The organism is Tsukamurella tyrosinosolvens, assembly GCF_900104775.1.
Lineage (GTDB): Bacteria > Actinomycetota > Actinomycetes > Mycobacteriales > Mycobacteriaceae > Tsukamurella > Tsukamurella tyrosinosolvens.
Map to the genome: position 1 here is coordinate 4,666,732 of NZ_FNSA01000003.1, position 25,517 is coordinate 4,692,248.

Sequence of the window (25,517 nt, forward strand, 5' to 3'; positions counted from 1 at the left end):
ATCGGTTCGTGCTGTGTCATGACCGGCTCCGTGAATCCACGGCTGAGGTGAACAGACGGCCAGATCCGGCCTCCTGTCGAGCTGAGCCGTGGATTCACAGACCGAGGGCCGGGCGTTCAGACAGGGCGGGCGGTGGCCATGGCGCGGTCGACCTCCCAGAAGGCGCGGAGCGCCACGATCTTCCCCGCGTCATCGACCTTGTAAGTGAAGACGCCCTCGGCGTCGATGACGTGTCCGCCGATGACGGTGCGGATGAGGCCGGTGAACGCCACCTCGTTGCCGCAGGCGAAGCCGTCGCCGAAGAGGAACTCCAGCGACTCCGCGACGCCGATGGTCTTGTCGTAGAAGGCCGCGATCTCCTCGCGACCGTGGTGCCCCTTGCCCTCGGGGTCGAAGCCGGAGGGGCCGACGGGGTCCTCGACCACGCCGTCGGCGGCGAACAGGTCGAGCCACTCCTCCTTGCGGCGGCCGCTCGCCGCGGCCTGCGAGGCGCGGCCGGCCAGGACTGCGGGGTGATCGTCCTTCATGAGCCCTCCTAGAACTTGCTGATGACGGAATCGGCGTAGCGGCGCAGGTGGTCGATCTTCGGCTGGAGCGGCTCGGTGTCGGGCCCCACCTGGTACGGCAGCCGGAAGCCGACGATCACGTCGGTGACGCCCTTGTCCTCGAGTCGCTTGATGCCATCCACGGTGTAGGCGTCCAGCGAGATCACGTGGATCTCGAACTCCTTCTTGTCGTGCTCGGCGCGCAGTTCGTCGATCCGCGCGAGCATCCGGTCGAGCTCCTCGCCGTCGCCGCCGGCGTGCATCCAGCCGTCGCACAGCCGCACCGCGCGGCGCAGCGCCGCGTCCGCATGGCCGCCGACCAGGATCGGTAGCGGCTCCGTGGGCACGGGGGAGATCTTGATCGACGGGATGTCGAAGAACTCGCCGTGGTACTCGAAGTACTCACCCGTCGACAGGCCCTTGATGATCTCGATGCACTCGTCCATCCGCTTGCCGCGGCGCGCGAAGGGCACGCCCATGATCTCGAAGTCCTCGGGCCACGGGCTGATGCCCACCCCGAGCGAGAAGCGGTTCCCGCTCAGGGAGGCCAGCGACGCCGCCTGTTTCGCGACCAGCACCGGCGGGCGGATCGGCAGCTTCAGGACGAAGGGCGTGAAACGGAGGGTCTTCGTGGACGCGGCGAGGGCCGACGCCAGCACGAAGGTCTCGACGAACTCCTTGCCGTCGAGGAACTCCCGGCTCCCATCGGGCGTGTACGGGTACGTCGAATCGGAGACCTCGGGATACGCGATGCTGTCGGCGACGCACATACTGTGGTAGCCGGCCTCCTCCGCCGCCTGCGCGAGCGGGACGTAGTACGACGGATCCGTCATCGCCTCGGCGTACGTGAATCGCATGGTCACCCTTTCGTCGAACTGCTTGCGAGCGTTCACTCCACTTGCTAAAAATAGAACACGTTTCACCGTTTGTACGCGGTATCGAGATCAGGAGTGCGCGTGGACTTCCGTCCGGACGAGAACCAGGTGGCCGTCGCCGGCCTCGCGGCCGACGTGCTCGGGCACGCCGCCGCGCGCGAGAGCGGAGGCGCCGACACCGGGGACGCCTGGCGCACGACCTGGGCGGACCTCGCTCGGGCCGACCTCCTCGGCCTCCCGGCGCCCGAGAGCCTCGGCGGCGCCGGGCTCGGTGCCGAGGAGGTGGCCGCGGTGCTCACCGAGGCCGGCCGGCTCGCGATCGCCGCGCCGGTGCTGCCCGCCCTCGCGCTGGGCGTCCTGCCCGTCGCCGCGCACGGCACCGCCGAGCAGCGCGAGCGACTCCTGCCCGCGGCCCTGACCGGGGACGAGCTCATCGTGGGTGCGCTGGGCGAGGCCGGGGCCGCCGTGCCCGCGGCCCCGTCGACCCGTGCGGTGCGGACGGCCAGCGGCTGGGCGCTGACCGGTCGGAAGGTCGCCGTGGGCTACGCGCAGCACGCCGCGCACCTGCTGGTCAGCGCCGCCACGGACGACGGCGCCGCCGTCTTCGTGGTGCCCGCGTCCGCGCCCGGCGTCAGCGTCGCGCCCAGCCCCACGTCGACGGGCGCGCCGGAGGGCACCGTCGACCTCGCGGGCGTCGAGGTACCGGCGGAGGCCGTGCTGGGCGGGTCGACCGACGGGACCGTCGCGCAGTTCGTGCGGGAGTGCGGGCTGGCCGGCGCGGCCGCCGTCGCCGACGGTGCGCTCGCCGGCGCCCTCGCCCTGACCGTCGACCACCTGCGCAAGCGCGAGCAGTTCGGGCGCCCCCTGGGGGCCTTCCAGGCCGTGGCGCAGCAGGTCGCCGACGTCTACATCGCCTCCCGCACACTGCATCTGGCGGCGGCCTCGGCCGCCTGGCGGATCGGCACCGGCTCGCCGGCCGAGGAGGCCACCGCGCTCGCGGCGCACTGGCTGGCCGCGGAGGCACCGTCGGCCGTGCGGACCTGCCACCACCTGCACGGCGGCATCGGCGTGGACGCCACGTACCCGCTGCACCGGTTCTACTCGGCGATCAAGGACCTCACCCGGTTCGTGGGCGGCGTCCCGCAGACGGTGCGGGCTCTGGCGACCGCGCACCGCGACGACGCGACGAGCGCGGACGAGTCGGGCCGGTTCCTCGCGCTGACCACCGCGCAGCGCGCTCTGCAGGCCGAACTGCGCGACTACTTCTCGACCCTGATGACGCCGGAGGAGCGCACCGCGATGCTGGTGCAACGGCACGGCGACGTGTTCCGGGACGTGGTGCTGCGCATGGGCCGCGACGACCGGCTCGGCGTCGGCTGGCCCACCGAGTTCGGCGGCAAGGGCTTCGGCCCGATCGAGCAGTACCTGTTCGTCAACGAGGCGGCCCGCGCCGATGTGCAGCTGCCCTCGGTCACGCTGCAGACCGTCGGGCCGACGCTGCAGGCCTTCGGCACCGAGGAGCAGAAGGCGAAGTTCCTGCCGAAGATCCTCTCGGGCGAGGTGCACTTCGCGATCGGTTACACCGAACCCGAGGCGGGCACCGACCTCGCCTCGCTGCGCACCACCGCGGTCCGCGACGGCGACCACTACGTGGTGAACGGCCAGAAGATCTTCACCACCGGCGGCCACGACGCCGACTACGTGTGGATGGCCGTCCGCACCGATCCCGATGCGCCCAAGCACAAGGGCATCTCGATCCTCATCCTCGACACCAAGGACCCCGGCTACAGCTGGACGCCGATCATCACGGCCGACGGCGCGCACCACGTGAACGCCACCTACTACAACGACGTCCGGGTACCGGTCGACATGCTCGTCGGGGTGGAGAACGAGGGCTGGAAGCTCATCACCACCCAGCTCAACCACGAGCGGGTCATGCTCGGACCGTCGGGCCGGATCGGCGCGCTGTACGACCGCGTCGACGCCTGGGCGCACGAGCAGGAGCTGCTCGGCGAGCCCGATGTCGCCGAGGCGCTCGCCCGGGTGCGGGCGGCCGAGCTCATCAACGAGCTGCTCAACTGGCAGGTCGCGGCCGCGGAGGCGGGCGGGCCCGTCGACGTCGCGGACGCCTCGGCCACCAAGGTCTTCGGGTCCGACCGGATCCAGGGCCTCACCGCCCTCCTCGAGGAGACCGTCGGGACGCACGGCGATCCGGCCGAGCCGGCCACGGCGGAGCTGCTGCACTGGCTCGACGTGCAGGCCAAGCGGCACCTGGTGCTGACCTTCGGCGGCGGCGTCAACGAGATCCAGCGCGAGCTCATCGCCCTCATGGGCCTGCAGCTGCCGCGGGTGCCGCGATGACCGCCCCGGACACGACCGCGGCCGTGCTCGCCGCGGCGGAACGGATCCGCGCGCTCGGCGATTCCGCGCCGCGCGCCGGCCGGGACCCGGTGAACCAGCCGATGATCAACAACTGGACCGAGGCCATCGGCGACACCAACCCGCTGTACGCGGACCCGGCGTTCGCGGAGCAGTCGGTGTTCGGCGGGCCCGTCGCGCCGCCCGCGATGGCGCAGGTGTGGTCGATGCGCGGCCTGCACGGGGAGCGCGCCGGCGACGACCCGCTGGGCCTCATGACCGAAGCGCTGGACGATCTCGGCTTCACCTCGGTCGTCGCGACCAACTCGGATCAGACCTACCACCGGCACGTGCGGCCCGGCGAGGAGATCACCGCATCGTCACGACTCGAGGACGTCGTGGGCCCCAAGAAGACCGGGCTCGGCGAGGGCTGGTTCTTCACGACGCGCACGCTGTGGCGCGTGGGCGACGAGGTGGTGGCCGAGATGGTCTTCCGCATCCTCAAGTTCCGCCCGCCGTCGGCCGATGCGCCTGAGGCCACCGTGCCCGACGCCGGGCCGAGCGGCCGCATCGTCGACGCCCCCGCCTACGCGGGAGGCGTCCTGCGGCCGGTGATGTCGCGCGACACCGCCTTCTACTGGGAGGGCGCCAAGCTCGGGGAGCTGCGGATCCAGCGCTGGGGGGAGACGCTCCGGCACCCGCCGGGGCCGATGGACCCCGGGGGCGACCTGGGGCTCGTCCCCGACTACGCGGTCTCCCCCGGCACCGGCACCGTCTTCAGCTTCGTGGTGCATCACCACCCCAAGGTCCCCGGCAAGCGCCTGCCCTTCGTGGTGGCACTCGTGGAACTCGATGAGGGCGTGCGCGTACTCGGCGAACTCATCGACGTGGACCCCGCGGGTGTCGAGATCGGCATGCCCGTGCAGAGTGTGTTCCTCCGCGTTGACGACGACCTCACCCTGCCCGCTTGGGAGGCACGATGACGTACCCCACCACCCTGCGCGCTGGCGCGGTCGCCGTCGGCACCGCGTTGCCGCCCATGACGATCCACGCGAGCACCACCTTCGTGGCGACCACCGCCATCGCGACCCGCGACTTCCAGGACGTGCACCACGACCGCGACGCGGCGCACGCGCGCGGAAGCAAGGACATCTTCGTCAACATCCTCACCGACAACGGCCTGGTCCAGAAGTACGTGACCGACTGGGCGGGCCCGGAGGCCTTCGTGCGGAACATCTCCATCCGGCTCGGCGCGCCCTGCTACGCGGGCGACACTCTGCACTTCGCGGGCTCCGTCACCGCGGTCGACGGTGCCGCCGTCACCATCGCCGTGACCGCGAAGGACAGCCTGGGCGACCACATCTCGGGCACCGCGACCGTGGTGTTGCCGGCATGAGCGGGCTGAGCGGCAGGGCCGCGATCGCCGGGATCGGCGCCACCGAGTTCTCGAAGGACTCCGGTCGCAGCGAGCTGCGCCTGGCCGTCGAGTGCGTCCGCGCGGCGCTCGACGACGCCGGGCTCACGCCGCAGGACGTCGACGGGTTGGTGACCTTCACGATGGACACCAACTCCGAGATCGCTGTGGCCCGCGAGTTGCAGATCCCCGAGCTGAAGTTCTTCAGCCGCATCAACTTCGGCGGCGGCGCAGCCGCCGCGACGGTGCAGCAGGCGGCGATGGCGGTCGCGACCGGCGTCGCCGACGTGGTGGTGGCCTACCGCGCCTTCAACGAGCGGTCCGGGCACCGGTTCGGCCAGGTCTCCAACGCCGCCGCGCAGCAGGTGAACACGAACGGCATCGACAACGCCTTCCACTACCCCGCCGGGATCGCCACGCCGGCGGCCACCGTCGCCATGGCCGCGCGCCGCTACATGCACGACTTCGGCGCCACGAGCGAGGACTTCGGCCGCGTCGCCGTGCTCGACCGGGCGCGGGCCGCGACCAACCCGCAGGCCTGGTTCTACGGCAAGCCGATCACACTGGAGGAGCATCAGGCGTCGCGGTTCGTCGCCGAACCGCTGCACCTACTGGACTGCTGCCAGGAATCGGACGGCGGTGTGGCGCTGGTGATCACGAGCGCCGAGCGCGCCCGCGACCTGAAGCAGACCCCCGCGGTGATCGCCGCCGCGGCGCAGGGCAGCGGCCCCGACCAGTACGTGATGACCAGCTACTACCGCGACGGCCTCACCGGGCTGCCCGAGATGGGCGTCGTCGGCGGGCAGCTGTGGGCGCAGGCGGGGATGGCACCGTCGGACATGGACCTGGCCGTGCTCTACGACCACTTCACCCCGTACGTGCTCATGCAGCTCGAGGAGCTGGGCTTCTGCGGGCGGGGCGAGGCACCGTCGTACCTGGCGGCCGGGACCTGCGAGCTCGACGGGGCCCTCCCCCTCAACCCGCACGGCGGGCAACTGGGCGAGGCGTACATCCACGGGATGAACGGCATCGCCGAGGCGGTGCGCCAGCTGCGCGGCACGGCGGCCAACCAGATCGCGGGCGCCGCGCGCGCCGTGGTCACCGCCGGGACCGGGGTTCCGACCAGCGGTTTGGTACTGAGTAAGGTCTGACGGATGAGCGAGTCGGATGCGGACAAGGTGGACCTGCGGAGCGAGATCCCGCGCTTCAGGGAGGCCACACCGCCGCCCGCGTTCGGCGAGTTCGTCGAGAACATGCGGCGGCTGCAGGACCTCGCGGTCAGCGTCGACGCCCCCGACGAGGTGTACGCCGCGGCCCGCGACCGGGCCGCCGAGCTCGTCGAACTGCTGGCGCCCCACGCCGCGCGCGAGGGCAAGGGGCCCGCGAACCGCAGCATGTCGCTGCCCGGTCGCGGCAGCCTGCTGATGCCGCCCTTCCGCGTGGAGAAGTTCGACGAGGAGTCCGTCGTCGCCCGCGGCGTGCTGCGGCGCTACCACCTGGGCGGCGGCGGGGTCGCGCACGGCGGCGTGCTGCCCCTGATCTTCGACGACAACTTCGGCAACGTGGTCTACGCGGCGAAGCGGCCCATCAGCCGCACCGCGTACCTGCACGTCAACTACCGCAAGGTGACACCGCTGGACGTGCCGCTCGTCATCGAGGGCAAGGTCGACCGCGTGGACGGACGGAAGACGTTCATCACCGCGCGCCTCACCGAGGAGGACGGCACTCTCCTCGCCGACGGCGAGGGCCTCATGGTGCAGCTCCTGCCCGGCCAGCCCTGACCAGCGGCCCCTGATACGACGAAACGGCGCGGACCCGCAGGTCCGCGCCGTTTCCCGTGGAGCCGCTACTTGCCGGACAGAGCGGCGTCCATGCCGCGCACGTCGCTGATCTTCCAGTCCTGCTTGGTGTCGATCGTCAGCGTGTAGGTGGCCGTTGACGGGATGCCCTCGGGGCGCTGCGTGCTCTTGGTGACCATGTTCACGAAGACGTTGAGCGTGATCAGGCCGTCCTTGTTGGACGCGACGATGGTGCCGAGCGGCGTCGCGGTGGACTGCCACTGCAGCGGCACGACGACCTGCTCGAACTGCGTGGACGCCTCGCGCAGCTGGTTCGCGAGCTCGTCCGTCGTGCCCGCGGTGAGCGCCGTGCGCCACCCGGCCAGGTTCTGATAGTCGATGGTGGCGGCGCCGATCGCGTACTTCTTCGCGATGTCCTCGGCGCGGGCGTTCGTCTCCTGCGTCTCCGTGACGGCGGCCAGTTGATCGCGGGCGTCGTCGCGGTCGGACGCGGCCGACTGCCAGAGGAAGCCGAAGGCGGTGGCGGCCACCGCGAGGAGCACGACGACGGCCGAGAGGGCCAGCATGAGCGGCGTGACGACGATGCCGCCGGGCGCGGCCTCGTCGGCCTCCTCCGCCGGCCGGGGCTTCGCGGCCTTCGGCGCGGGCCTGGACGCCTTCGCGGTGGTGATCTTCGCCGTGGTCTCGGACGCCTCGGATCCTGCCGCCTCGGACCCGCTCGCGCCCGTGTCGGGCTCGTCGACCGCCTCGGCCGTCACGTCGTCGGTCTCGGGCTGTGATGTCGCCATGGTGCTACCCCTCTCCCGCAGCGCCGTCGGAAAAGCCCAGGCAGGACAACTCGACGCTCACGGTCTCGTGGGCAGAACTGTAACACGTTCCATTTTTCGCGGGACCCGATCGCGCGATTGCGCGAGCGGCGCGTCACCGCCGGAGGACGACCGAAGGCTACCCGGCCCGCCGGTGCTGCACCGCGGGATCGTCGAAGACGGCGGTGGACTGCGCGGCGGCGATGCGCCAGGCACCGTCGTCCTTGGACAGGACGTACAACGGCGCCGCGTCGGGGACCGCGGGGTGCGGCGCACCGTCGGGCCCGAGGGGCCGCACCCGGACGCTCACTGCGGCCACATCCGGGCGGATGAACAGGACCCGCTCCACGACGTAGTCGGCGGCGCCGCGCGCCATCGAGCCGCTCACGGTGCGCGCGAGGAAGGCGTCGATCGCGGAGCGACCGTGCAGCCGGCGGCCGTGCGCCGTGGTCCACACCGCGTCGTCGCGGAACAGCGAGCGCACGCGCGGAACGCTGCCGGCGCGCTGCGCCTCGAGCACCTCGACGACGAAGTCCACGATCGCCGCGGCGTCACCGGGTGCGCCGTCGCCGAGGATGTCCGGAAGGTCGCGGATGGGCTCCCGCGAGAGGTCGTCAGCCATGCCTCCAGGCTCGCTTATCAACCCCGGTTGAGGTCAAGCGTTCGGTTCAGAGCGATTCGATCGGAAGGCGATCGGCGTGACGGTAGTACAGCTCGTTGACCAGGCGCAGAAGCAGCAGCACACCCGTCACGATCAGCAGGAAGGTCATGGACCGGAACGCTATGACCGGCCCGCGCCGCCCGGAAGAGGTGTTGACGGGACCCTGACGCGTCCTTGACGTCGCGAACGGAAAACTGATATCACTTAGTTAAGTGATATCAGAATAAGGAGGGGTGATGACAGGCATCGTTCAACCCGAGGACACCCAGGTGGCGATCACGGAGCGAGCGGCGTGGCACGCCGGGGCCGGCGCCGCGGTGGGCGCGTTCTTCGGCTTCCTCGTGCTCGTCGCCGGGGCCGTCGGCCTCGTGGTGCTCTCGATCGCGGCGAAGACGCCGGCCCTGATCGTGCTGAGCGTGCTACTCGGTATCGCGGCACTATTGCTCGTCAGCATGGTCGTGATCGTCGCGCCCGGGCACACCCTCGTGGTGCAGCTCTTCGGCCGGTACGTCGGCACCGTCCGCACCCAGGGCCTCGGCCTCGTGCTGCCCCTGACCACCCGGCAGCGGGTCTCGGTGCGCGTGCACAACTTCGAGACCGCCGAGCTCAAGGTCAACGACTCGACCGGCAACCCGGTCAACATCGCGTCGATCATCGTGTGGCAGGTCGCGGACACCGCGCGGGCCACCTTCGCCGTGGAGGACTACGAGGAATTCATCATCTCTCAGGCGGAATCGGCACTGCGGCACGTGACCACGAGCCACCCGTACGACGCCGACGACGCCGTCGCCGGCGCGACCTCGCTGCGCGGGTCCACCGATCAGGTGGCCGCGGAGCTGGCCGAGCAGGTGGCCGCCCGGGTCGAGCTGGCCGGCCTGGAGATCCTCGAGGCCCGCATCTCGTCGCTGGCGTACGCCCCCGAGATCGCCCAGGCGATGCTGCAGCGGCAGCAGGCCTCCGCGTTGCTCGCGGCGCGGGAGAAGATCGTCGAGGGCGCGGTCGGCATCGTCGAGAACGCCCTCACCCGGCTCGAGGACAACGGCACCGTCGAGCTCGATGACGACCGGCGCGCGGCGATGGTGTCGAACCTGCTGGTGGTGCTGTGCTCCGACAGCCGCACCACGCCCGTCGTGAACACGGGGAGCCTGTACAGCTAGTGGGCTCGACCGACTCCCCCGAGCGCCCCGCCGCGGGCGACCGACCGGAGCGGGGCCGCAAGGCGGTCCCGCTCCGGATCGATCCCGCCGTCTACCAGGCGCTCGCCAAATGGGCCGCGGACGATCTGCGCAGCGTCAACGCGCAGATCGAGTTCCTGCTGCGCCGGGCGCTCGACGACGCGGGCCGGATGCCGCAGAAGGCGCGGCCGATGCGGGGCCCTGGACGGCCTCCTGCAAACCCTGACCAGCGCTAATCACTGTTGGCTCCGACGGTAAGGCCAGCGTAACCTTCCCTTGCGATCCCCGCGGTGCCCGCGGGGAGGAAGGAAACCCGGAACCCATGAAGCTCTCCCTGGCGCGCGTGACGCTCGCCGCGCTCACGATCGGCGCGCTCACGGCGTGCGGCAGCGGCGCACCGTCGGACACGACGACCAGCAGCAGCACCGCCGGCGGCGCGTTCCCGCGGACCGTCGAGCACGCGATGGGCAGCACGACCATCCCGAGCCAGCCGCAGCGCGTCGCCGCGCTGGACGCCTCGTTCACCGATGCGACCCTGATGCTCGACACCAAGGTGGTCGCGTTCACCGAGTACAACACCCTGGGGAGCAAGCTCCCCGACTACCTCGGGGCGTCCGCGACGAACTACGGCGCCGAGGCGCAGAGCGTGGGCAAGCTGGCGGCGCCGTCGCTGGAGAAGATCATCGCGACCAAGCCCGACCTCATCGTGAGCGCCAAGGTGCGGCACGCCAAGGAGTACGCGCAGCTGAGCGGCATCGCGCCGACCGTCTTCAGCGAGACCACCGGCCCGACCTGGAAGGACAACATCCGCCTGCTGGCGAAGGCCCTCGGCAAGGAGACCCTCGCGGAGCAGCGCCTGGCCGAGTACGAGGCGCAGGCGAAGAAGGTCGGTGACGCGGTGAAGGCCAAGTCCGGGCCCGACACCACCATCTCCGTGGTCCGCTTCCTCGACGGCCCCACGCGCCTCTACGCGAAGAAGTCCTTCTCCGGCATCGTGCTGCAGGACGCCGGGCTCGCGCGGCCGGAGTCGCAGAACATCGACGAGTTCATGACCGAGATCAGCGCCGAGCGCATCCCCGCCGCCGACGGCACGAAGATCTTCGTGACCACCAACGGCGACAAGGGCACCGACTCGCTCAACACGTACCGGCAGAACCCGCTGTGGGCGCCGCTCGAGCCGAATACCGTGGAGGTCAAGGACGCCGAGTGGATGAGCGCCGTGAGCGTGCAGGGCGCGTACCACATCCTCGCGGACCTCGCGAAGGCCTTCGACGTGCCCGGTCCTGTGATCCCGGCGTGGATCTCGGGGAAGTAGGTCGACGGTGCCGGGGCGGGCGGGAACGCGGCCCGCCCCGGCGCTAAGGCCCCAGTTGAGCGGTGCATTTGGTGGTCGCCGGGCCGGTCAGTACACTTGGTCCTCGGTCCTGCACCGTGTGGGGCCACGCCGCCTTAGCTCAGTCGGTAGAGCGCTTCACTCGTAATGAAAAGGTCGGGGGTTCGATTCCCCCAGGCGGCTCCATTTCTCCAGATCAGGCCGGGTCCTCCACCCGGCCTGAGTCGTCTCCGGGTCCCGGGTCAGGATGGACTAACGTCTGGACCCATGTCCAAGCCGACGGAACTCCCCCGCAGGCGACTGTCCCCCGCCCAAGCCGAGACGGTGTCCAAGCTGTGCGCCGCGGTGCCGGCCGTGCTGGCCGAGCACGGCGTCGACGGGTTCACCGTGCGCCTGGCGGCGCGGGCCGCGGGCGTCTCGCCGGCGACGGCGTACACGTACTTCTCGTCGAAGAACCACCTGATCGCGGAGGTCTTCGCGCGACGGGTCGAGGCGGAGCTCGTCGAGCCCGACCCGGGCGCCACGCCTCGAGACCGGGTGCTGCAGGTGCTCACCGGCCTCGTCGAGCTGGTGCTGACCGATCCGCAGTTCGCGACCGCGGTGAACACGGCCCTCCTCGGCCACGAGGCGGACGCGCAGGCCGCGCGGCTGCGGGTCGGCCTGCTCCTCCGCGCCCGATTGACGGACGCCCTGGGGCGCCGCGCACCGTCGGGCCTGGTGGAGTCGGTCGAGCTCGCGTACTCCGGCGCGCTCGTCCAGGCCGGCATGGGGTACCTCGACCTCGCGTCCTCGAAGGCCGCGCTGACGCGCGCCGTCGACCTGATGATGTCGCACTGACCGAAGAACCTGTTCCCTTCCGGACACTCCTGGACTAATGTCTGGACACATGTCTAGTCCAACTCTCGATCCGTACTCCTACGCCTTCCACGACGACCCGTACCCGGTCTTCGAGCGGCTGCGCGCGGAGCAGCCCGTGTACTTCAACGCCGAGCGCGACTTCTGGGCACTGTCGCGGTACGCCGACGTGCGCGCCGCCTTCCGGGACACCGAGCGACTCTCCAGCGCGTGGGGCGTCACGCTGGAGCCCGCGGCGTACACGCCCGACGCCGAGTACGCGATGAGCTTCCTCGCGATGGACGACCCACGGCACATGCGGATCCGCCGGCTCGTCGCCAAGGCCTTCACCCCGAAACGCGTCGCCGCGCTGCGGCCGTGGATCGAGCAACGCGTGCGCGAGCACTGGGCCGCGTGCCTGGACCGCACCGAGTTCGACTTCGTCGCCGACTTCGCCGCGCTGGTACCGATGGAGGTGATCTCCGAGATGATGGGCGTCCCGATCGCCGACCGCGACGAGCTGCGCCGCCTCGGCGACGTCCTGATCCACAGGGAGGACGGGGTTTTCGACGTGCCGCAGCCCGCGGCCGAGGCGTTCTTCGGCCTGTACCAGTACTACGTCGACCTGGTCGCCTCACGTCGCGCGCGGCCGACCGACGACCTGATCTCCGCACTGATCGCCGCCCAAGTCGAGAACGAGAGCGGCGCACGGGAATCACTCACCGATGCGGAGATCGTCGGCATCCTCATCCTGATGATCGTGGCCGGCAACGAGACCACCACGAAACTCCTCGGCAACGCGATCTACTGGGGTGCACGACATCCCGACGAGGGCGCGAAGCCCTTCGGCGCACCGTCGGCCGTGCCGGACTGGGCGGCGGAGACCCTGCGCTACGACACGTCGACGCAGATGCTGTTGCGGCGCGCTGCCGTCGACGTGGAGTTCGCGGGAACCGTGATCCCCCAGGGGGATCGGGTGCTACTGCTGGTGGCGTCCGCGAATCGCGACGAGGGGGTGTTCGACGATGCCGCCGCCTACCGGATCGGGCGCGACACCTCCGCCTCAGTGAGCTTCGGCTTCGGCAGCCACTTCTGCCTCGGCTCGCACCTGGCGAAACTCGAGGCGGACATCGCGCTGGGCGAGGTGGTATCGACGGTGCGCGGCTACGACGTGGACTTCGAGAACGTCGAGCGGGTGCACTCGCTCAACGTGCGCGGACTCTCGTCGCTGCCGATCCGCGTCGCACGGCGATGACTAGTCGATGAGGACGAGCCACCAGTCGTCGGACAGACGCCGGCACCAGGTTTCGGCGCACCGCTCCGGACGGCTCCCGTCCGGGCGAAACACAAGGGTCGTGATTGTCATGAATCCTCCTCCGTGGACGGCGAAGGTGACGGCCCCGCCGGACCTACTGGTGGAGTACACGTCCTGACTGCCGATCCTCCGGTCGCTCGGATCATTGAACTCCGTCCGCGGATCGGCCAGCGCCGTTTGCGCTGCTGCGGTGAGCCGGGGTTCGTCGTAGGCCCACCGTGCCTTGTGCGGCAGACCGGTGAACGCGGCGGCGATCCCGAGCAGGCCGATCGCCGGGATGATCAGCAGGTGCCAGGCGAACCGCTTGCGGCGGGCCGCCCAGGTCACGAGGTAGATGAGCCACGCCACAACGAGCACGCCGCCGGCCAATAGGGAAAACGCCTGCCACAGCATGTCCGTGCCGACGGTCTGTCCCCACAGCCACGCGAGCACCTCGATCGCGACGAGGACGGCAAGAACCGCGCCGACCACGCCGAGGGGCGTCGCCCGCCGCGCAACGATCTGACCGGAATCCGCACCCATCACGTCAGGATAGCGGTCGGCGAATCTCGGCTAACGGATAAATCGCGGGATCAGGCGGACGAAGAGCACCATCACCACCAGCTCGACGAGGGTCTGCGTCACCACCACCAGCGGCGCCAGCGCGTAGGCGGCGGGCAGGGCGAGCACGAGCGGGAGGATCACCAGCGAGTTCCGCGTGACGCCGCTGAACACCACGCTCCGCCGGCTCGGCACGTCCAGGCCGGCGAGTCGCCCCGCGGCCGCGCCGACGGGCGTCATCACCACCGCGAACAGCACGTACACCGGGACCGTGAGCAGCAGCGACGCGAGCTGGTCGCGCACGCCCGCGATCTGCGAGGCGACGACCACCGCGAGCGTGAGCACCATGATCGGCACCATCGCGCCGGCCACTCCCGCTGCCAGCGCAGCGCCCCATCGGGTCCGGTCCGCCTCGCACTGCGTCGCCCCCGCGAGCAGCAGCGGCACCACGATCACCCACACGAAGGCCTCCGCGAACGGCCCGTACTCGACGGTCCGCACCACGTCCGCGCCGACGAACAGCCACAGGTACACGGGCAGCAGCACCATCTGCACCAGCATGAGCAGCGGCGCGGCGGCGAGCAGCCGGTCCTTCGCACCGCCCGCGAGCCCGCTGAACACGATCACGTAGTCGACGCACGGCGTGAGCAGCACGAACAGCACACCCACGAGCAGCACCCGGTCGTGCGCGACGATCCGCGACAGAGCGAACACCACGACCGGCACCGCGACGAAGTTCACCGCCAACACGGTGCCGAGGAAGCGCACGTCCCGCAGGGCCTCGCCCATCCGCGCGAACGGGATGCCGAGGAAGGTGGCGTACAGCAGCAGCGAGAGCACCGGGTTGATGACGGCCTCGGCGGGGCCCGCCACCGTCGGGACGGCGAGCCCGAGGACGGCCCCGAGAACCAGTCCGGCGAGGTACAGCGGGACCTGATGGGCCTCCGCCCAGCCGGCCGCCGACCGCATTCCCGTCACGCGCACACCCTAGTTCGGCACCAGGGTCAGTAGGGTTCCACCCATGGGTGCGCCGACGGAGCAGAGCTGGCCCGAACCCTCGGACCGGGTGAAGGAGCTGATCCGGCGCGCCGCGGAGTTCGCGAGCAACGCCCCCGAGGAGTGGGTGACCTCGCTGCAGGACGCGACCCTGACCGGAGTCATCCTCTCCCCGATCGCCGCGGACCCGACCCTCGCGGAGCTGGTCCGCAACTCCGACACCGCCGTCATGCTGCACTGGGCGGCGCACAACCTGGCCCACCCCGGCCGCCGGGTGCCGCCCAACATCGACTCCGCGGACGCCCTCGCCGTCGCGCGCGACCTGGTCCGACGGGGCCTCGACCTGCACGGGATCGACACCTACCGCAAGGGCCTCAACACCGCCTGGACGTTGTGGATGAACGTCTGCTTCGAGCTCACCGACGACCCCGCGGAGCTGCGGGAGCTGCTGGCCGTGACGTGGGCGTCGATGTCGACCTACGTCGACGACACCATCGACGCCATCACGATTCGCATGGCCGGCGAACGCGAGCAGCTGACCACCGGGACGAACGCGGACCGTCTGGCCGCGGTCTCGCTGATCCTCGAGGGCGCCCCCATCACCCGACCCCGCGCCGAGCAGCAGCTCGGCTACCGCCTGACCGGCCCGCACACCGCGGCGGTCATCTGGACCACCGGCGCGGTCGGCGACCTCGACGCGGCGGCCCACGCGCTCGCGCGGCACGCCGGCACCCCGCGGCCCCTGACCGTGGTCGCGAGCGCCTCGGCCCTGTGGCTGTGGCTCCCCGGCACCGTCGTCCTGGATTCCGGGGACCTGGCCCGCGAACTGGCCGACCACCCCGAGGTGCGCGTCGCGATCGGACGGCCCGGTGACGACCTGGAGGGCTTCCGCCGCAGCCACCTCGACGCCGGCACGGCGCAGCGCCTGATGACGCGCCTGCAGACCCGGCGGCGGGTCGCGCGGTACGACGACATCGCGCTGATCTCGCTGGTGACCAGCGACACCGGCAAGGCCGACGAGTTCGTCCGCGACACCCTCGGCGAGCTGCTGACGGCCGACCAGGAGACGCGGGAGACCGTCGCGGCGTACGTCGACGAGCAGTTCAACACGTCGCGCACCGCCGAGCGGCTCTACACCCACCGCAACACCGTGATCCGCCGCCTGACCAGGGCGGACGAGCTGCTGCCCCGCCCCCTCGCGGACAACCCCACCGGCGTGGCCGTCGCGCTCGACGTGCTGCGCTGGCTGGGCCCCGACGGCCCCGCGTGACGATCTGCACCAGAGCGGGGAGCAACCGGGTGCATTCTGCGCTGGCCGCACGCCCCCGCCGAGCGAGAGAGTAGGTCATCGGTTCTATCACTGAGCCCTCGGACCAGGAGAGACACGCATGACGAGCACCACCCCCGAGCACCTCGACATCATCGTCATCGGTGCCGGCATCTCCGGCATCGGCGCCGGCCACTACATCACCACCGCGCTGCCCGGGAAGAGCTTCGCGATCCTCGAGGGGCGCGCGACCTTCGGCGGCACGTGGGACCTGTTCAAGTACCCCGGCATCCGCTCGGACTCCGACCTGCACACCTTCGGCTACGAGTTCAAGCCGTGGGAGGCGAAGGACTCCATCGCCGACGCGCACAAGATCCTCGACTACCTGCAGGAGACGATGGTCGAGAACGACCTCGTCGACAAGGTGCGCTACGACCACCAGGTGGTCTCGGCCGACTGGTCGAGCGAGGACGGCCGCTGGACCGTGCAGGTGGACCACGCGGGCGAGCGCATCGCGCTCACCGCGAACTGGGTGCTCTTCGGCAGCGGCTACTACGACTACGACCAGGGCTTCACGCCCGAGTTCGCGGGCCGCGAGAAGTTCGCCGGGCAGATCGTCCACCCGCAGTTCTGGCCCGAGGACCTCGACTACAGCGGCAAGAAGGTCGTCGTCATCGGCTCCGGCGCGACCGCGGTGACCCTGGTCCCGTCGCTGCTGACCAGCGACAAGCCGGCCGGGCACGTCACGATGCTGCAGCGCACGCCGACGTACATCATGCCGGTGCCCAAGCAGGACCCCCTGACCAACGTCTTCCACCGCGTCTTCGGCCACAAGATCGGCCACGACCTGAGCCGTAAGCGCTTCATCTGGCAGCAGCGCGGCGTGTACGTCTTCGCGCAGCGCTTCCCGGACCTCGCGCGCAAGATCATCCGCAACGAGAACGCCAAGCGCCTCCCCAAGGGCTACCCGGTGGACGTGCACTTCAACCCGCCGTACAACCCGTGGGACCAGCGCCTGTGCGCCGTCCCCGACGGCGACCTGTTCAAGGCCATCCGCTCGGGCAAGGCGGACGTCGCGACCGACAGGATCGCGACGTTCGACGAGACCGGCATCGAGCTGGCGAGCGGCGAGCACCTCGACGCCGACATCATCGTCACCGCGACCGGCCTCAAGCTCAAGCTGCTCGGCGGCGTGACCCTGTCGGTCGACGGCCGCGACGTCGACGTGCCGAACGCCGTCATCCACCGCGGCGCGATGCTCTCCGGCGTCCCGAACGCGGCGCTCGCCATCGGCTACACGAACTCGTCGTGGACGCTCAAGATCGGGATGCTGTGGAAGTACGTCACCAAGCTGATCGCGACGATGGACGCGCAGGGCCTGGACACCGCGGTCGCCGTCGCCGATCCCGACATGGCGACGCGCCCCGCCCTCGACTTCGAGGCCGGCTACGTCCAGCGCGCGCTGGGTGAGCTCCCCCGCCAGGGCGAGGCCGACGACTGGCGCATGTCCATGAGCTACTTCGAGGACGCCAAGCGCCTGAACAGCGAGCTCTCCTTCGGCGAGGAGTCCGGGCTGCGCCTGAGCTCCAGCAAGCACGCCAAGGTCACCGTCTGACCCGATGGGACTGCTCCGGTTCGACGAACGCCCGGCGCCGGGCTGGTTCCTGGCGCTGCGGACGTTCCGGTCGGACGGGACCGGCGTCGTGACGCCGGTGTGGTCGGTCGAGCTCGACGGGCGCCGGTACGTGCTCACGCCCGCGCGGTCGGGCAAGGCGCGGCGGGTCCGCGCCGAGCCGCGGGTCGAGACGGCCGACGCCGACTTCGCCGGCACCGCGCTCGGGCCGTGGTCCGCGGGCCGGGCGAGCATCGTGGACGGGCCCGCCGCCGGGCGGGCCCGTCGCGCGCTGCGCCGCAAGTACGGCCTCCAGTACGTGGTCTTCCGCGCGACGCTGCTGCTGGGCCGTCGGCGACGCGCCGGCGGCCCGGGCGTGGTCCTCGTGATCGACCCCGTTCGCTAGGCGCTCATCCGGCGCGGACCAGCGCAAACGTGGCACCACCGGCATCTGCCGCTACCGTTGACTCGATGCGGTCGACTTCCCGGCCGCGGCGGAGGGAGCGGATGAACGAGCAGCAGATCGCGGGCTACCGGGTGGTCCGCAAGCTCGGCGGCGGCGGAATGGGCGAGGTGTACCTCGTCCAGCACCCGCGCCTGCCCCGGCAGGACGCGCTGAAGCTGCTGCACACCTCAGTCAGCAGCAATCCGCAGTACAAGGCGCGGTTCGACCGCGAGGCCTACGTGCTCGCGCAGCTCAACCACCGCAACATCATCCACCTGTACGACCGCGGCGAGGTCGACGGCCGCCTGTGGATCACCATGGAGTACGTCGCCGGGCCGGACACCGCGCGCATGGTCGCCGAGCGTGGCCCGATGCCGCTGTCCCTCGCCATCGACATCGCCGACGGTGCCGGCGCCGCGCTCGATTACGCCTACCGGCGCGCGAACATCACCCACCGCGACGTCAAGCCCGCCAACATCCTCGTCGCCTTCGACTCCGACGGTGCGCCGCAGGTCAAGCTCGCGGACTTCGGCATCGCCAAGGCCGCCGGCGACGCGGTCGGCGTCACGTCGACCGGGATCACCGTCGGGACCATGGCGTACATGTCGCCCGAGGCCTTCGACAACAAGATCCTCGACAACCGGGCCGACCTCTACTCGCTCGGCTGCACCGTCTTCGAGCTGCTCACGGGGGAGCCGCCCTTCCCGGGCGACTCCCCCGCCGCCGTCATCGCGGCGCACCTGAACCAGCCCGCGCCCAAGATCACCGCGCGCAACCCGTCGCTGCCGGGCCACCTCGACGCCGTCTTCCGCAAGGCCCTCGCCAAGCGGCCCGAGGACCGGTACGCCACGTGCGCCGAGTTCGTCGCCGGGCTGCGCGGGGAGGCACCGTCGTCGATGCCCGCCGGCACCGCCCAGCAGCCCGCGTACACGGGCGAGCACACGGGCGCCCACGCCGGTCCCGGCACCGCGCCCTACCCGGGTCCGCCGACGGGGCAGTACGTCCCGACCGGCGAGTACCCCGGCCCGCACACCGCCGCCCAGCCCGCGCCCACCCGCGCCGAGCAGCTGCCCGCGTCCGCGCGGCAGGACGCGCCCGTCGCGCCGCCGCCCGCGAAGCCCCGCAAGTGGGGCCGCGCCGTGGCCGCGCTCGCCGCCGTCGTCATCGTCGCCCTCGCCGCGGGAGTCTTCTACCTGGTCAAGCCGACGATCGGCGACCTGGGCGGATCCGGGGGAGGTTCGACGGTGACCGCCTCCTCGGTCAAGCAGGTGTATTTCCAGGGCGGCGCGGAGAAGTCCTCGAGCGCCGCGAACGTGCTCACCGGCGACAAGCCCTCGTGGCGCACGGACTACTACTTCTCCGGCCCCGGCTTCGGCGGTCTCAAGAAGGGCACGGGCCTGCTCATCACCCTCGACAAGGCCACGCGCATCACCTCCGGCACCATCGCGTCGCCGAGCTCCGGCTCGACGGTCGAGATCCGGATCGCCGACTCGGCGTCGCCGAGCTCGATCGACGACACGCAGCGGGTGTGGAGCGGGACGCTGTCGAACGGCGACACGGAATTCACCGCGAGCGACGCACCGTCGTCGAGGTACGTGCTGGTGTGGATCACCGGGCTGGTCAAGGTCGACAACGGCCAGTGGTCGACGACCCTCGAGCAGGTGCAGCTCAAGGGCGACTAGCGGCGGTTCTCCCGCAGCGCCGACGAGACGCCCGCGGCCATCGCGTCCAGCGCGACGACGGGCTTGACGTTGAGGTCGATCGCCTCGCGGCACTCCAGCACCGACTCGACGCAGCGCAGCAGGCCCTCGGGCCGCGCATAGCCGGCGAGCCGGCGGGTCTGCTCGGCCTCGTCGGGATGCATGAGCGTGACCTGCGCGCCCGCGCCCTGCACGAGCGCGTCGCGGAAGAGCGCGGCGAGGTCGATGAGGGCGCGGTCGAGGGCGTCGCGCACCGCGCGGGTGCCGCGCGCCTTCTGCCGCTTCTCCAGGTCCTTGAGCTGCCCGGCCGAGCCGCGCATGACGCCCGCGGTGCCGCGGCCGACGCCGCCGGCGCCGAGGGCCGTCTTGAGGTCCTCGGTCTCCCGCTCGTTGAGGTCGGCGTTGAGCTCCTTGGCCGTGCTCTCCGCGTCGCGCAGCAACTGCTCGACGACGCCGTACACGCCCTCCGACGTGGCCGCCCGCGCCAGGCCCAGCGCCTGCTTGCGCTGCTTCTGCGCCTCCGGGTCGGTGGCGAGGCGCTTGGCCCGGCCGACGTGGCCACCGGAAACGCCCGCGGCCCAGGCGGCGCGCTCGGCCTCGATGCCGTCCCGCTCCAGCACCGCGGCGATCGCGGGCGCCGACGGTGTGACGAGCGGCACGTGCCGGCACCGGGACTTCAGCGTCACCGAGATGTCCTCGGGATCGACGGTCGGCGCGCACAGCAGCACGATCGTCTGCCCCGGCGGCTCCTCGACCATCTTCAGCAGGGCGTTGCCGGCCTGCTCGGTGAGCCGGTCGGCGTCCTCGATGAGCACGATCTGCCAGTGCCCGACGGACGGCCGCCGCGACGCGTCGGCCACCACCTCGCGCATCTGCTTGACGGCGATGGACAGGCCGTCGGGGGCGATGGACCGCACGTCGGCGTGGGTGCCTGCCAGCACCGTCGTGCAGGCTCGGCAGCGGCCGCAGCCGGGCTCGTCGGCATCGTCGCACTGCAGGGCCGCGGCGAGCGCCCGGGCCGCGACGGACCGCCCCGAGCCGGGCGGTCCGGTGAACAGCCAGGCGTGCGTCATGGACGATCCCGCCAGATCGGCGACCGTGCCCCCGCTCGCGACGACCTCCCGCGCGGCGTCCGCGGCGGCCCGCAGGCCCACCACCACCGCTTCCTGCCCCACCAGGCGATCGAACACTGAGCTCACCCCCACACCCTAGCCCTCCCGTCCGACGCCGAGCGCAGGCTAAGTTGGAGCGGTGGCAGCACCGAAGAGCAGACTCAGTCGCGCACTGCGACTGGCGCGGTGGCTCGCCAAGACGCCCTGGCCGATCTTCGCGCTGGACATCCTGCGGTCGAACATCCTGGGCGCGGTCTTCGTCTTCGGTTTCCTGCGGTTCGCGCTGCCCGTGCAGCAGTCGGTGCAGTTGCAGGAGATCAGCGGCGTCAACCTGCTGGTCTTCATCACCTATCTGGTCGCCGCGAGCGTGCTCGGCATGCTGATCGGGCTCCGCCTCGTGCTGCCGGTCCTGCGCTGGCACCGTCGCAGCGCCCCGTACGACCCCGAGATCTCCCGCCGGGCGCTCGCCATTCCGCTGCGCATGGCGCTCATGCAGGCGATCTTCTGGCTCATCGGCGGCGCCATCTTCGTGGTGATCAACTTCAACTCGCCCGGCGGCATCCGCGTGGTGGTGGCCCTGACGGTGCTGCTGGGCGCCATCACGACGTGCGCGCTCAGCTACATGCAGACGGAGCGGGTGCTCCGGCCCATCACGGTCGCGGCGCTGGCGCAGGAGCCGCAGGGCTCCGCGGGCCTGTCCGTGACCACCCGCATCCTGCTCAGCTGGGTGCTCGGCACGGCCACGCCGATCGTCGGCATCATCATGGTCGTCGTCTCGCAGGAGTCGGGGGTCATCGATCCCGACGCCCCGACGCTGGTCAACCCGGTGCTGCTGCTGTCGGTCGTCGCGCTGGGCGCGGGCCTGCTGGGCACGGTCCGGGCGGCGAAGTCGATCGGCGACCCGATCCGCGACCTGTTCCAGGCGCAGCGCAAGGTGCGCGACGGGGACTTCACCGCCTCCGTGAAGATCTACGACTCCAGCGAGCTGGGGCTGCTCCAGGCCGGCTTCAACGACATGGTGCACGACCTGGCGGAGCGGCAGCGGATGCGCGACATGTTCGGCCGGTACGTCGGTCAGGACGTCGCGCGGCAGGCGCTGGAGCACGGCACGCACCTGGGCGGCGAGATCAACGAGGTCAGCGTGCTCTTCGTCGACCTGGTGGGGTCGACGAAGATCGCGGTCACCGAGGAGCCCGCGGCCGTGGTGGACCTGCTCAACGACTTCTTCAAGGTGGTCGTCGACCTCGTCGACCTGCACGGCGGCTTCGTCAACAAGTTCCAGGGCGACGCGGCGCTGGCCATCTTCGGCGCCCCGCTGCCCCACCCGGACGCCGCGGGTGCCGCGCTGGCCGCGGCACGCGAGATGCGGATCCAGCTCGGCGACGTCCTGGGCGGCACCGGCTTCGGCATCGGCGTCTCCGCCGGCCAGGTGGTGGCCGGGCACATCGGCGCGAAGGCCCGGTTCGAGTACACCGTGATCGGCGATCCGGTGAACGAGGCGGCGCGGATCACCGAGATCGCGAAGTCGGAGCCCTCGTCGCTGCTGGCGGCCGGACGGGCCGTCGAGGCCGCGACGCCCGCCGAGCAGGCCCTGTGGGTGCTCGGCGAGGCGATCGAGCTGCGGGGGCGCGGCCAGCTCACCCGGCTGGCGCGCCCCGTCGACGACTGATCAGACAGTCTCGTCCGCGGGCGCCTCGACGGCCTTCGCGGGAGCCTTCTTCGCCGCCGTGGTCTTCTTCGCGACGGTCTTCTTGCCGGCCGTGGTCTTCTTCGCGGCGGCCTTCTTCGCCGGCGTCTTCTTCGCGGCCGTCTTCTTGGCGGGTGCCTTCTTGGCCGCCGCCTTCTTGGTGGCCTTCTTCTTCACCGGTCCCCGCGCGCGACGATCCGCGAGCAGCTCGGAGGCGCGCTCGTCGGTGATGGTCGCGACCTCGTCGCCCTTGCGGAGCGAGGCGTTGGTCTCGCCGTCGGTGACGTACGGGCCGAACCGGCCGTCCTTGATCACCATCGCGGTGCCCGAGACGGGGTCGTTGCCCAGCTCGCGCAGCGGCGGCGCGGCGGCGGCGCCGCGGCCCCGCCGCTTGGGCTCCGCGTAGAGCTTGAGCGCCTCCTCGAGGGTCACCGTGAACATCTGGTCCTCGGTGGCCAGCGACCGGGAGTCGGTGCCCTTCTTGAGGTACGGCCCGTAGCGGCCGTTCTGGGCGGTGATCTCCTCCTTGGACTCGGGATCGACGCCCACGACGCGGGGCAGCGACAGCAGTCGCAGCGCGTCCTCGAGGGTCACGGTCTCGATGTCCATGGTCTTGAGGAGCGAACCGGTGCGCGGCTTGGGCGCGTCGGCCTTCTTCTTCCGCGACTTGGGCTTCGCGGCCTCGGCGTCCAGGTCCTCCGCGTCGGGGTCCTTCTCGGGCTCCGGCAGGATCTCGGTGACGTACGGGCCGAAGCGGCCCTCCTTGGCGACGATCTCGTTGCCCGTCGCCGGGTCGATGCCCAGCGGGCGGCCGTCCTGCGGGGTCGCGAACAGCTTCTCCGCGACCTCCTCGGTCAGCTCGTCGGGGGTCATCGACGCCAGGATGTTGGCGCGCTGGACCTGGGGTTCCCCCGCCTCGCCGTCCTTCGGACCGACGGTGCGCTCGAGGTACGGGCCGTAGCGGCCCACGCGCACGTAGACGACGTTGCCGTCCGGGTCGGTGTAGAGCGGGATCGAGTTGACCGCGCGGGCGTCGATGGCGTCGAGGTTCGCGGCGACGAGGTTCTTCAGGCCGGGGCTGTCCGGGCCGGGGCCGTCGGCACCGGCGACCCCGGCACCGTCGCCCTCGGGCCCGCCGTCGCCGAAGTAGAAGCGGGTGAGCCAGTCGACGCGGCCCTCGCGGCCGCCGGCGATCTCGTCGAGATCGTCCTCCATCGACGCGGTGAAGTTGTAGTCGACGAGGCCGCCGAAGTGGCCCTCGAGCAGGCCGATCACCGCGAACGCCACCCACTGCGGCACGAGGGCGTTGCCCTTCTTCACGACGTAGCCGCGGTCCTGGATGGTCTTGATGATCGAGGCGTAGGTCGACGGTCGGCCGATGCCCAGCTCTTCGAGGGTCTTGACCAGCGAGGCCTCGGTGTACCGCGCGGGCGGGCTGGTGACGTGGTCGGCCGCGCTGAGCTCGGCGGCCGTGATGGCCTGGCCCTTGGTGAGCTGCGGGAGCCGGGACTCGGCGTCGTCGGCCTCGCCGCCCGCCTGGTCGTCGACGGTCTCGACGTACGCGGAGAGGAAGCCGGGGAACGTGATGGTGCGGCCCGAGGCGGCGAACTCGACGCTCTCGCCCGTCGAGGCGGCGCCGCCGATCCGCAGGCTCAGGGTGGTGCCCTTGACGTCGGCCATCTGCGAGGCGACGGTCCGCTGCCAGATCAGCTCGTAGAGCCGGAACTCGTCGCTGTTCAGCACGGACGCCAGCGCGCCCGGCGTCTGGAAGGTCTCGCCCGCGGGGCGGATCGCCTCGTGCGCCTCCTGCGCGTTCTTGACCTTGCGGGTGTATTGCCGCGGGGTCGGGTGCACGTACTCGGCGCCGTACAGCTGGCGCGCCTGGTCACGGGCCGCGGCGATGGCGGTCTCCGAGAGCGTGGTCGAGTCCGTACGCATGTAGGTGATGTAGCCGCCCTCGTAGAGGCGCTGCGCGATCTGCATGGTGCGGTCGGTGTTGAACCGCAGCTTGCGGCTCGCCTCCTGCTGCAGGGTCGACGTCATGAACGGGGCGTAGGGCTTGCGGGTGTAGGGCTTCTCCTCGACGGAGGTCACCGTCAGGCTGGCGCCCTGCAGGCCCGCCACCAGGGCGTTCGCCCGGGCACCGTCGAGCACGGTGATCCCGGCGGGCTTCTTGAGCTGCCCCTGCGCGTCGAAGTCGCGGCCGGTGGCGACGCGGTCGCCGTCGACCGTCACGAGGCGCGCGCCGAAGGTGCGCGGCGTGGCCTCGGCGCCGGCGTCGAGCTGGGCGGCGATGTCCCAGTACCCGGCGGTGCGGAAGGCGATGCGCTCGCGCTCCCGGTCGACGATGATGCGGGTCGCGACCGACTGGACGCGGCCGGCGGACAGGCCCTGGTTGACCTTGCGCCACAGCACGGGGCTGACCTCGTAGCCGTAGAGGCGGTCGAGGATGCGGCGGGTCTCCTGCGCGTCGACGAGGTTCATGTCGAGCTCGCGCGGCTCCTCCGCGGCGGCCTGGATGGCCTGCTGGGTGATCTCGTGGAAGACCATCCGCTTGACCGGGACCTTGGGCTTGAGCACCTCCTGCAGGTGCCACGCGATGGCCTCGCCCTCGCGGTCACCGTCCGTCGCGAGGTAGAGCTCGTCGGCCTGCTTGAGCAGGGACTTCAGCTCGGAGACGGTGGAGCGCTTGCTGGCGGAGGTGACGTAGTGGGCCTCGAACTCGTGGTCCACGTCGACGCCGAGGCGGGCCCAGGGCTTACCCTGGTCGGCCTCGGGCAGCGGGTTGTCGCGGCTGGGGAGGTCGCGGATGTGGCCCATCGACGCGCGGACGGTGTAGTCCGGGCCGAGGAAGTCGCCGATCTTCTTGCCCTTGGCGGGGGACTCCACGATCACCAGACGATGCAGGCCGTCTCCAGCTGCTGCCTTCCCTCGTGCCGCCATGGACCCTCCTGATCTGTTCCGGTGGCACCTGCGTCACCACCTCGACCCCTCGCGTCACTTGCGACGTCGGTGGTCACTCGGGTGCTCATTCTGCCGCACC

The 25,517-nt window shown here is 71.1% G+C and carries 23 protein-coding genes and 1 tRNA gene; 16 read left to right on the plus strand and 8 right to left on the minus strand.

Going from position 1 to position 25,517, the window contains the following annotated elements; translation table 11 throughout:
• Window positions 1-116: 116 nt before the first annotated feature.
• Together BLW32_RS25130 and BLW32_RS25135 are read right to left on the minus strand one after the other, a co-directional pair.
• A complete protein-coding gene (locus BLW32_RS25130; RefSeq protein WP_068741289.1) occupies window positions 117-527 on the minus strand; it encodes a nuclear transport factor 2 family protein in 411 nt (136 codons plus the stop codon).
• Window positions 528-535: 8 nt separating this feature from the next.
• On the minus strand, window positions 536-1,402 hold the full coding sequence (locus BLW32_RS25135; RefSeq protein WP_068523048.1) for a TIGR03619 family F420-dependent LLM class oxidoreductase: 867 nt from the start codon (window positions 1,400-1,402) through the stop codon (window positions 536-538).
• Between the two features lie 99 nt (window positions 1,403-1,501).
• Between BLW32_RS25135 and BLW32_RS25140 the strand changes: the two genes are divergently transcribed.
• From BLW32_RS25140 to BLW32_RS25160, 5 genes are read left to right on the plus strand one after another with little or no spacing between them, the layout of a single operon-like run.
• Window positions 1,502-3,781, plus strand: coding sequence for an acyl-CoA dehydrogenase family protein (locus tag BLW32_RS25140; protein ID WP_068741645.1), 2,280 nt, complete (start codon window positions 1,502-1,504; stop codon window positions 3,779-3,781).
• Window positions 3,778-4,761 (plus strand): bifunctional MaoC family dehydratase N-terminal/OB-fold nucleic acid binding domain-containing protein, encoded by a 984-nt coding sequence (locus BLW32_RS25145; protein ID WP_068741288.1) that lies wholly within the window; start codon window positions 3,778-3,780, stop codon window positions 4,759-4,761. The genes BLW32_RS25140 and BLW32_RS25145 overlap by 4 nt, the downstream gene beginning before the upstream one ends.
• Entirely contained in the window at window positions 4,758-5,174 is a 417-nt protein-coding gene (locus BLW32_RS25150) for a MaoC family dehydratase (RefSeq protein WP_068523050.1), read from the plus strand. The genes BLW32_RS25145 and BLW32_RS25150 overlap by 4 nt, the downstream gene beginning before the upstream one ends.
• On the plus strand, window positions 5,171-6,343 hold the full coding sequence (locus tag BLW32_RS25155) for a lipid-transfer protein (protein WP_068626494.1): 1,173 nt from the start codon (window positions 5,171-5,173) through the stop codon (window positions 6,341-6,343). The genes BLW32_RS25150 and BLW32_RS25155 overlap by 4 nt, the downstream gene beginning before the upstream one ends.
• Before the next feature lie 3 nt (window positions 6,344-6,346).
• Window positions 6,347-6,973, plus strand: a complete 627-nt coding sequence (locus BLW32_RS25160; RefSeq protein ID WP_068523052.1) for a PaaI family thioesterase — start codon at window positions 6,347-6,349, stop codon at window positions 6,971-6,973.
• A 65-nt stretch (window positions 6,974-7,038) separates the two neighbouring features.
• Here BLW32_RS25160 and BLW32_RS25165 read toward each other — a convergent pair whose 3' ends face one another.
• A complete protein-coding gene (locus tag BLW32_RS25165) occupies window positions 7,039-7,779 on the minus strand; it encodes a hypothetical protein (protein ID WP_068741287.1) in 741 nt (246 codons plus the stop codon).
• 157 nt (window positions 7,780-7,936) lie between these two features.
• Window positions 7,937-8,419 (minus strand): SgcJ/EcaC family oxidoreductase, encoded by a 483-nt coding sequence (locus BLW32_RS25170; protein ID WP_068523054.1) that lies wholly within the window; start codon window positions 8,417-8,419, stop codon window positions 7,937-7,939.
• Between the two features lie 275 nt (window positions 8,420-8,694).
• On the opposite strand from BLW32_RS25170, the gene BLW32_RS25175 reads away from it, so the two are divergent.
• The 6 genes from BLW32_RS25175 (at window position 8,695) to BLW32_RS25200 (ending at window position 13,055) form a co-directional block, all read left to right on the plus strand.
• The gene (locus tag BLW32_RS25175; RefSeq protein WP_068741286.1) at window positions 8,695-9,615 is read left to right on the plus strand and encodes an SPFH domain-containing protein; all 921 of its coding nucleotides are present in this window, start codon (window positions 8,695-8,697) and stop codon (window positions 9,613-9,615) included.
• Window positions 9,615-9,869 (plus strand): type II toxin-antitoxin system antitoxin, encoded by a 255-nt coding sequence (locus tag BLW32_RS25180; RefSeq protein ID WP_068741285.1) that lies wholly within the window; start codon window positions 9,615-9,617, stop codon window positions 9,867-9,869. The genes BLW32_RS25175 and BLW32_RS25180 overlap by 1 nt, the downstream gene beginning before the upstream one ends.
• Before the next feature lie 86 nt (window positions 9,870-9,955).
• Complete coding sequence (locus BLW32_RS25185; RefSeq protein WP_068741284.1) at window positions 9,956-10,948, plus strand: ABC transporter substrate-binding protein; 993 nt, start codon at window positions 9,956-9,958, stop codon at window positions 10,946-10,948.
• 128 nt (window positions 10,949-11,076) lie between these two features.
• Window positions 11,077-11,152 (plus strand) — tRNA-Thr (locus tag BLW32_RS25190).
• Window positions 11,153-11,233: 81 nt separating this feature from the next.
• Window positions 11,234-11,803, plus strand: coding sequence for a TetR/AcrR family transcriptional regulator (locus BLW32_RS25195; RefSeq protein ID WP_068741283.1), 570 nt, complete (start codon window positions 11,234-11,236; stop codon window positions 11,801-11,803).
• Window positions 11,804-11,852: 49 nt separating this feature from the next.
• Window positions 11,853-13,055, plus strand: coding sequence for a cytochrome P450 (locus tag BLW32_RS25200; RefSeq protein ID WP_082791348.1), 1,203 nt, complete (start codon window positions 11,853-11,855; stop codon window positions 13,053-13,055).
• On the opposite strand, the gene BLW32_RS25205 is transcribed toward BLW32_RS25200, so the two are convergent.
• Both BLW32_RS25205 and BLW32_RS25210 read right to left on the minus strand, forming a co-directional pair.
• Window positions 13,056-13,637 (minus strand): hypothetical protein, encoded by a 582-nt coding sequence (locus tag BLW32_RS25205; protein WP_139286317.1) that lies wholly within the window; start codon window positions 13,635-13,637, stop codon window positions 13,056-13,058.
• A gap of 30 nt (window positions 13,638-13,667) precedes the next feature.
• Window positions 13,668-14,624 (minus strand): arsenic resistance protein, encoded by a 957-nt coding sequence (locus BLW32_RS25210; RefSeq protein WP_068741280.1) that lies wholly within the window; start codon window positions 14,622-14,624, stop codon window positions 13,668-13,670.
• A 52-nt stretch (window positions 14,625-14,676) separates the two neighbouring features.
• Between BLW32_RS25210 and BLW32_RS25215 the strand changes: the two genes are divergently transcribed.
• From BLW32_RS25215 to BLW32_RS25230, 4 genes are all read left to right on the plus strand, one after another.
• Window positions 14,677-15,921, plus strand: a complete 1,245-nt coding sequence (locus BLW32_RS25215; RefSeq protein ID WP_068741279.1) for a PucR family transcriptional regulator — start codon at window positions 14,677-14,679, stop codon at window positions 15,919-15,921.
• 118 nt (window positions 15,922-16,039) lie between these two features.
• A complete protein-coding gene (locus BLW32_RS25220) occupies window positions 16,040-17,533 on the plus strand; it encodes a flavin-containing monooxygenase (protein WP_068741278.1) in 1,494 nt (497 codons plus the stop codon).
• 4 nt (window positions 17,534-17,537) lie between these two features.
• Entirely contained in the window at window positions 17,538-17,936 is a 399-nt protein-coding gene (locus tag BLW32_RS25225) for a PPOX class F420-dependent oxidoreductase (RefSeq protein ID WP_068741277.1), read from the plus strand.
• 101 nt (window positions 17,937-18,037) lie between these two features.
• Window positions 18,038-19,657, plus strand: a complete 1,620-nt coding sequence (locus BLW32_RS25230) for a serine/threonine-protein kinase (protein ID WP_068741276.1) — start codon at window positions 18,038-18,040, stop codon at window positions 19,655-19,657.
• Here the strand turns inward: BLW32_RS25230 and BLW32_RS25235 are convergent.
• Window positions 19,654-20,874: a DNA polymerase III subunit delta' gene (locus BLW32_RS25235; protein WP_068741275.1), complete on the minus strand. Its 1,221-nt coding sequence runs from the start codon at window positions 20,872-20,874 to the stop codon at window positions 19,654-19,656. The two genes, BLW32_RS25230 and BLW32_RS25235, sit on opposite strands and share 4 nt — an antisense overlap.
• A gap of 52 nt (window positions 20,875-20,926) precedes the next feature.
• On the opposite strand from BLW32_RS25235, the gene BLW32_RS25240 reads away from it, so the two are divergent.
• Window positions 20,927-22,456, plus strand: a complete 1,530-nt coding sequence (locus BLW32_RS25240) for an adenylate/guanylate cyclase domain-containing protein (protein WP_068523073.1) — start codon at window positions 20,927-20,929, stop codon at window positions 22,454-22,456.
• Here the strand turns inward: BLW32_RS25240 and topA are convergent, their stop codons facing one another.
• Entirely contained in the window at window positions 22,457-25,417 is a 2,961-nt protein-coding gene (gene topA / locus BLW32_RS25245; protein WP_068741274.1) for a type I DNA topoisomerase, read from the minus strand. It abuts the gene before it with no gap.
• Between the last annotated feature and the right edge of the window lie 100 nt (window positions 25,418-25,517).

Excerpts from the sequence above, each read along its gene's own strand:
- BLW32_RS25145 (WP_068741288.1), top strand. The coding sequence starts at position 3,778 with ATGACCGCCCCGGACACGACCGCGGCCGTGCTCGCCGCGGCGGAACGG.
- BLW32_RS25225 (WP_068741277.1), top strand. The coding sequence starts at position 17,538 with ATGGGACTGCTCCGGTTCGACGAACGCCCGGCGCCGGGCTGGTTCCTG.
- BLW32_RS25205 (WP_139286317.1), bottom strand. The coding sequence starts at position 13,637 with ATGGGTGCGGATTCCGGTCAGATCGTTGCGCGGCGGGCGACGCCCCTC.
- BLW32_RS25130 (WP_068741289.1), bottom strand. The coding sequence starts at position 527 with ATGAAGGACGATCACCCCGCAGTCCTGGCCGGCCGCGCCTCGCAGGCC.
- BLW32_RS25220 (WP_068741278.1), top strand. The coding sequence starts at position 16,040 with ATGACGAGCACCACCCCCGAGCACCTCGACATCATCGTCATCGGTGCC.
- BLW32_RS25160 (WP_068523052.1), top strand. The coding sequence starts at position 6,347 with ATGAGCGAGTCGGATGCGGACAAGGTGGACCTGCGGAGCGAGATCCCG.
- BLW32_RS25200 (WP_082791348.1), top strand. The coding sequence starts at position 11,853 with ATGTCTAGTCCAACTCTCGATCCGTACTCCTACGCCTTCCACGACGAC.
- BLW32_RS25165 (WP_068741287.1), bottom strand. The coding sequence starts at position 7,779 with ATGGCGACATCACAGCCCGAGACCGACGACGTGACGGCCGAGGCGGTC.
- BLW32_RS25150 (WP_068523050.1), top strand. The coding sequence starts at position 4,758 with ATGACGTACCCCACCACCCTGCGCGCTGGCGCGGTCGCCGTCGGCACC.
- BLW32_RS25175 (WP_068741286.1), top strand. The coding sequence starts at position 8,695 with ATGACAGGCATCGTTCAACCCGAGGACACCCAGGTGGCGATCACGGAG.
- BLW32_RS25210 (WP_068741280.1), bottom strand. The coding sequence starts at position 14,624 with ATGCGGTCGGCGGCCGGCTGGGCGGAGGCCCATCAGGTCCCGCTGTAC.
- BLW32_RS25135 (WP_068523048.1), bottom strand. The coding sequence starts at position 1,402 with ATGCGATTCACGTACGCCGAGGCGATGACGGATCCGTCGTACTACGTC.
- topA (WP_068741274.1), bottom strand. The coding sequence starts at position 25,417 with ATGGCGGCACGAGGGAAGGCAGCAGCTGGAGACGGCCTGCATCGTCTG.
- BLW32_RS25185 (WP_068741284.1), top strand. The coding sequence starts at position 9,956 with ATGAAGCTCTCCCTGGCGCGCGTGACGCTCGCCGCGCTCACGATCGGC.
- BLW32_RS25155 (WP_068626494.1), top strand. The coding sequence starts at position 5,171 with ATGAGCGGGCTGAGCGGCAGGGCCGCGATCGCCGGGATCGGCGCCACC.
- BLW32_RS25170 (WP_068523054.1), bottom strand. The coding sequence starts at position 8,419 with ATGGCTGACGACCTCTCGCGGGAGCCCATCCGCGACCTTCCGGACATC.
- BLW32_RS25230 (WP_068741276.1), top strand. The coding sequence starts at position 18,038 with ATGAACGAGCAGCAGATCGCGGGCTACCGGGTGGTCCGCAAGCTCGGC.
- BLW32_RS25195 (WP_068741283.1), top strand. The coding sequence starts at position 11,234 with ATGTCCAAGCCGACGGAACTCCCCCGCAGGCGACTGTCCCCCGCCCAA.
- BLW32_RS25215 (WP_068741279.1), top strand. The coding sequence starts at position 14,677 with ATGGGTGCGCCGACGGAGCAGAGCTGGCCCGAACCCTCGGACCGGGTG.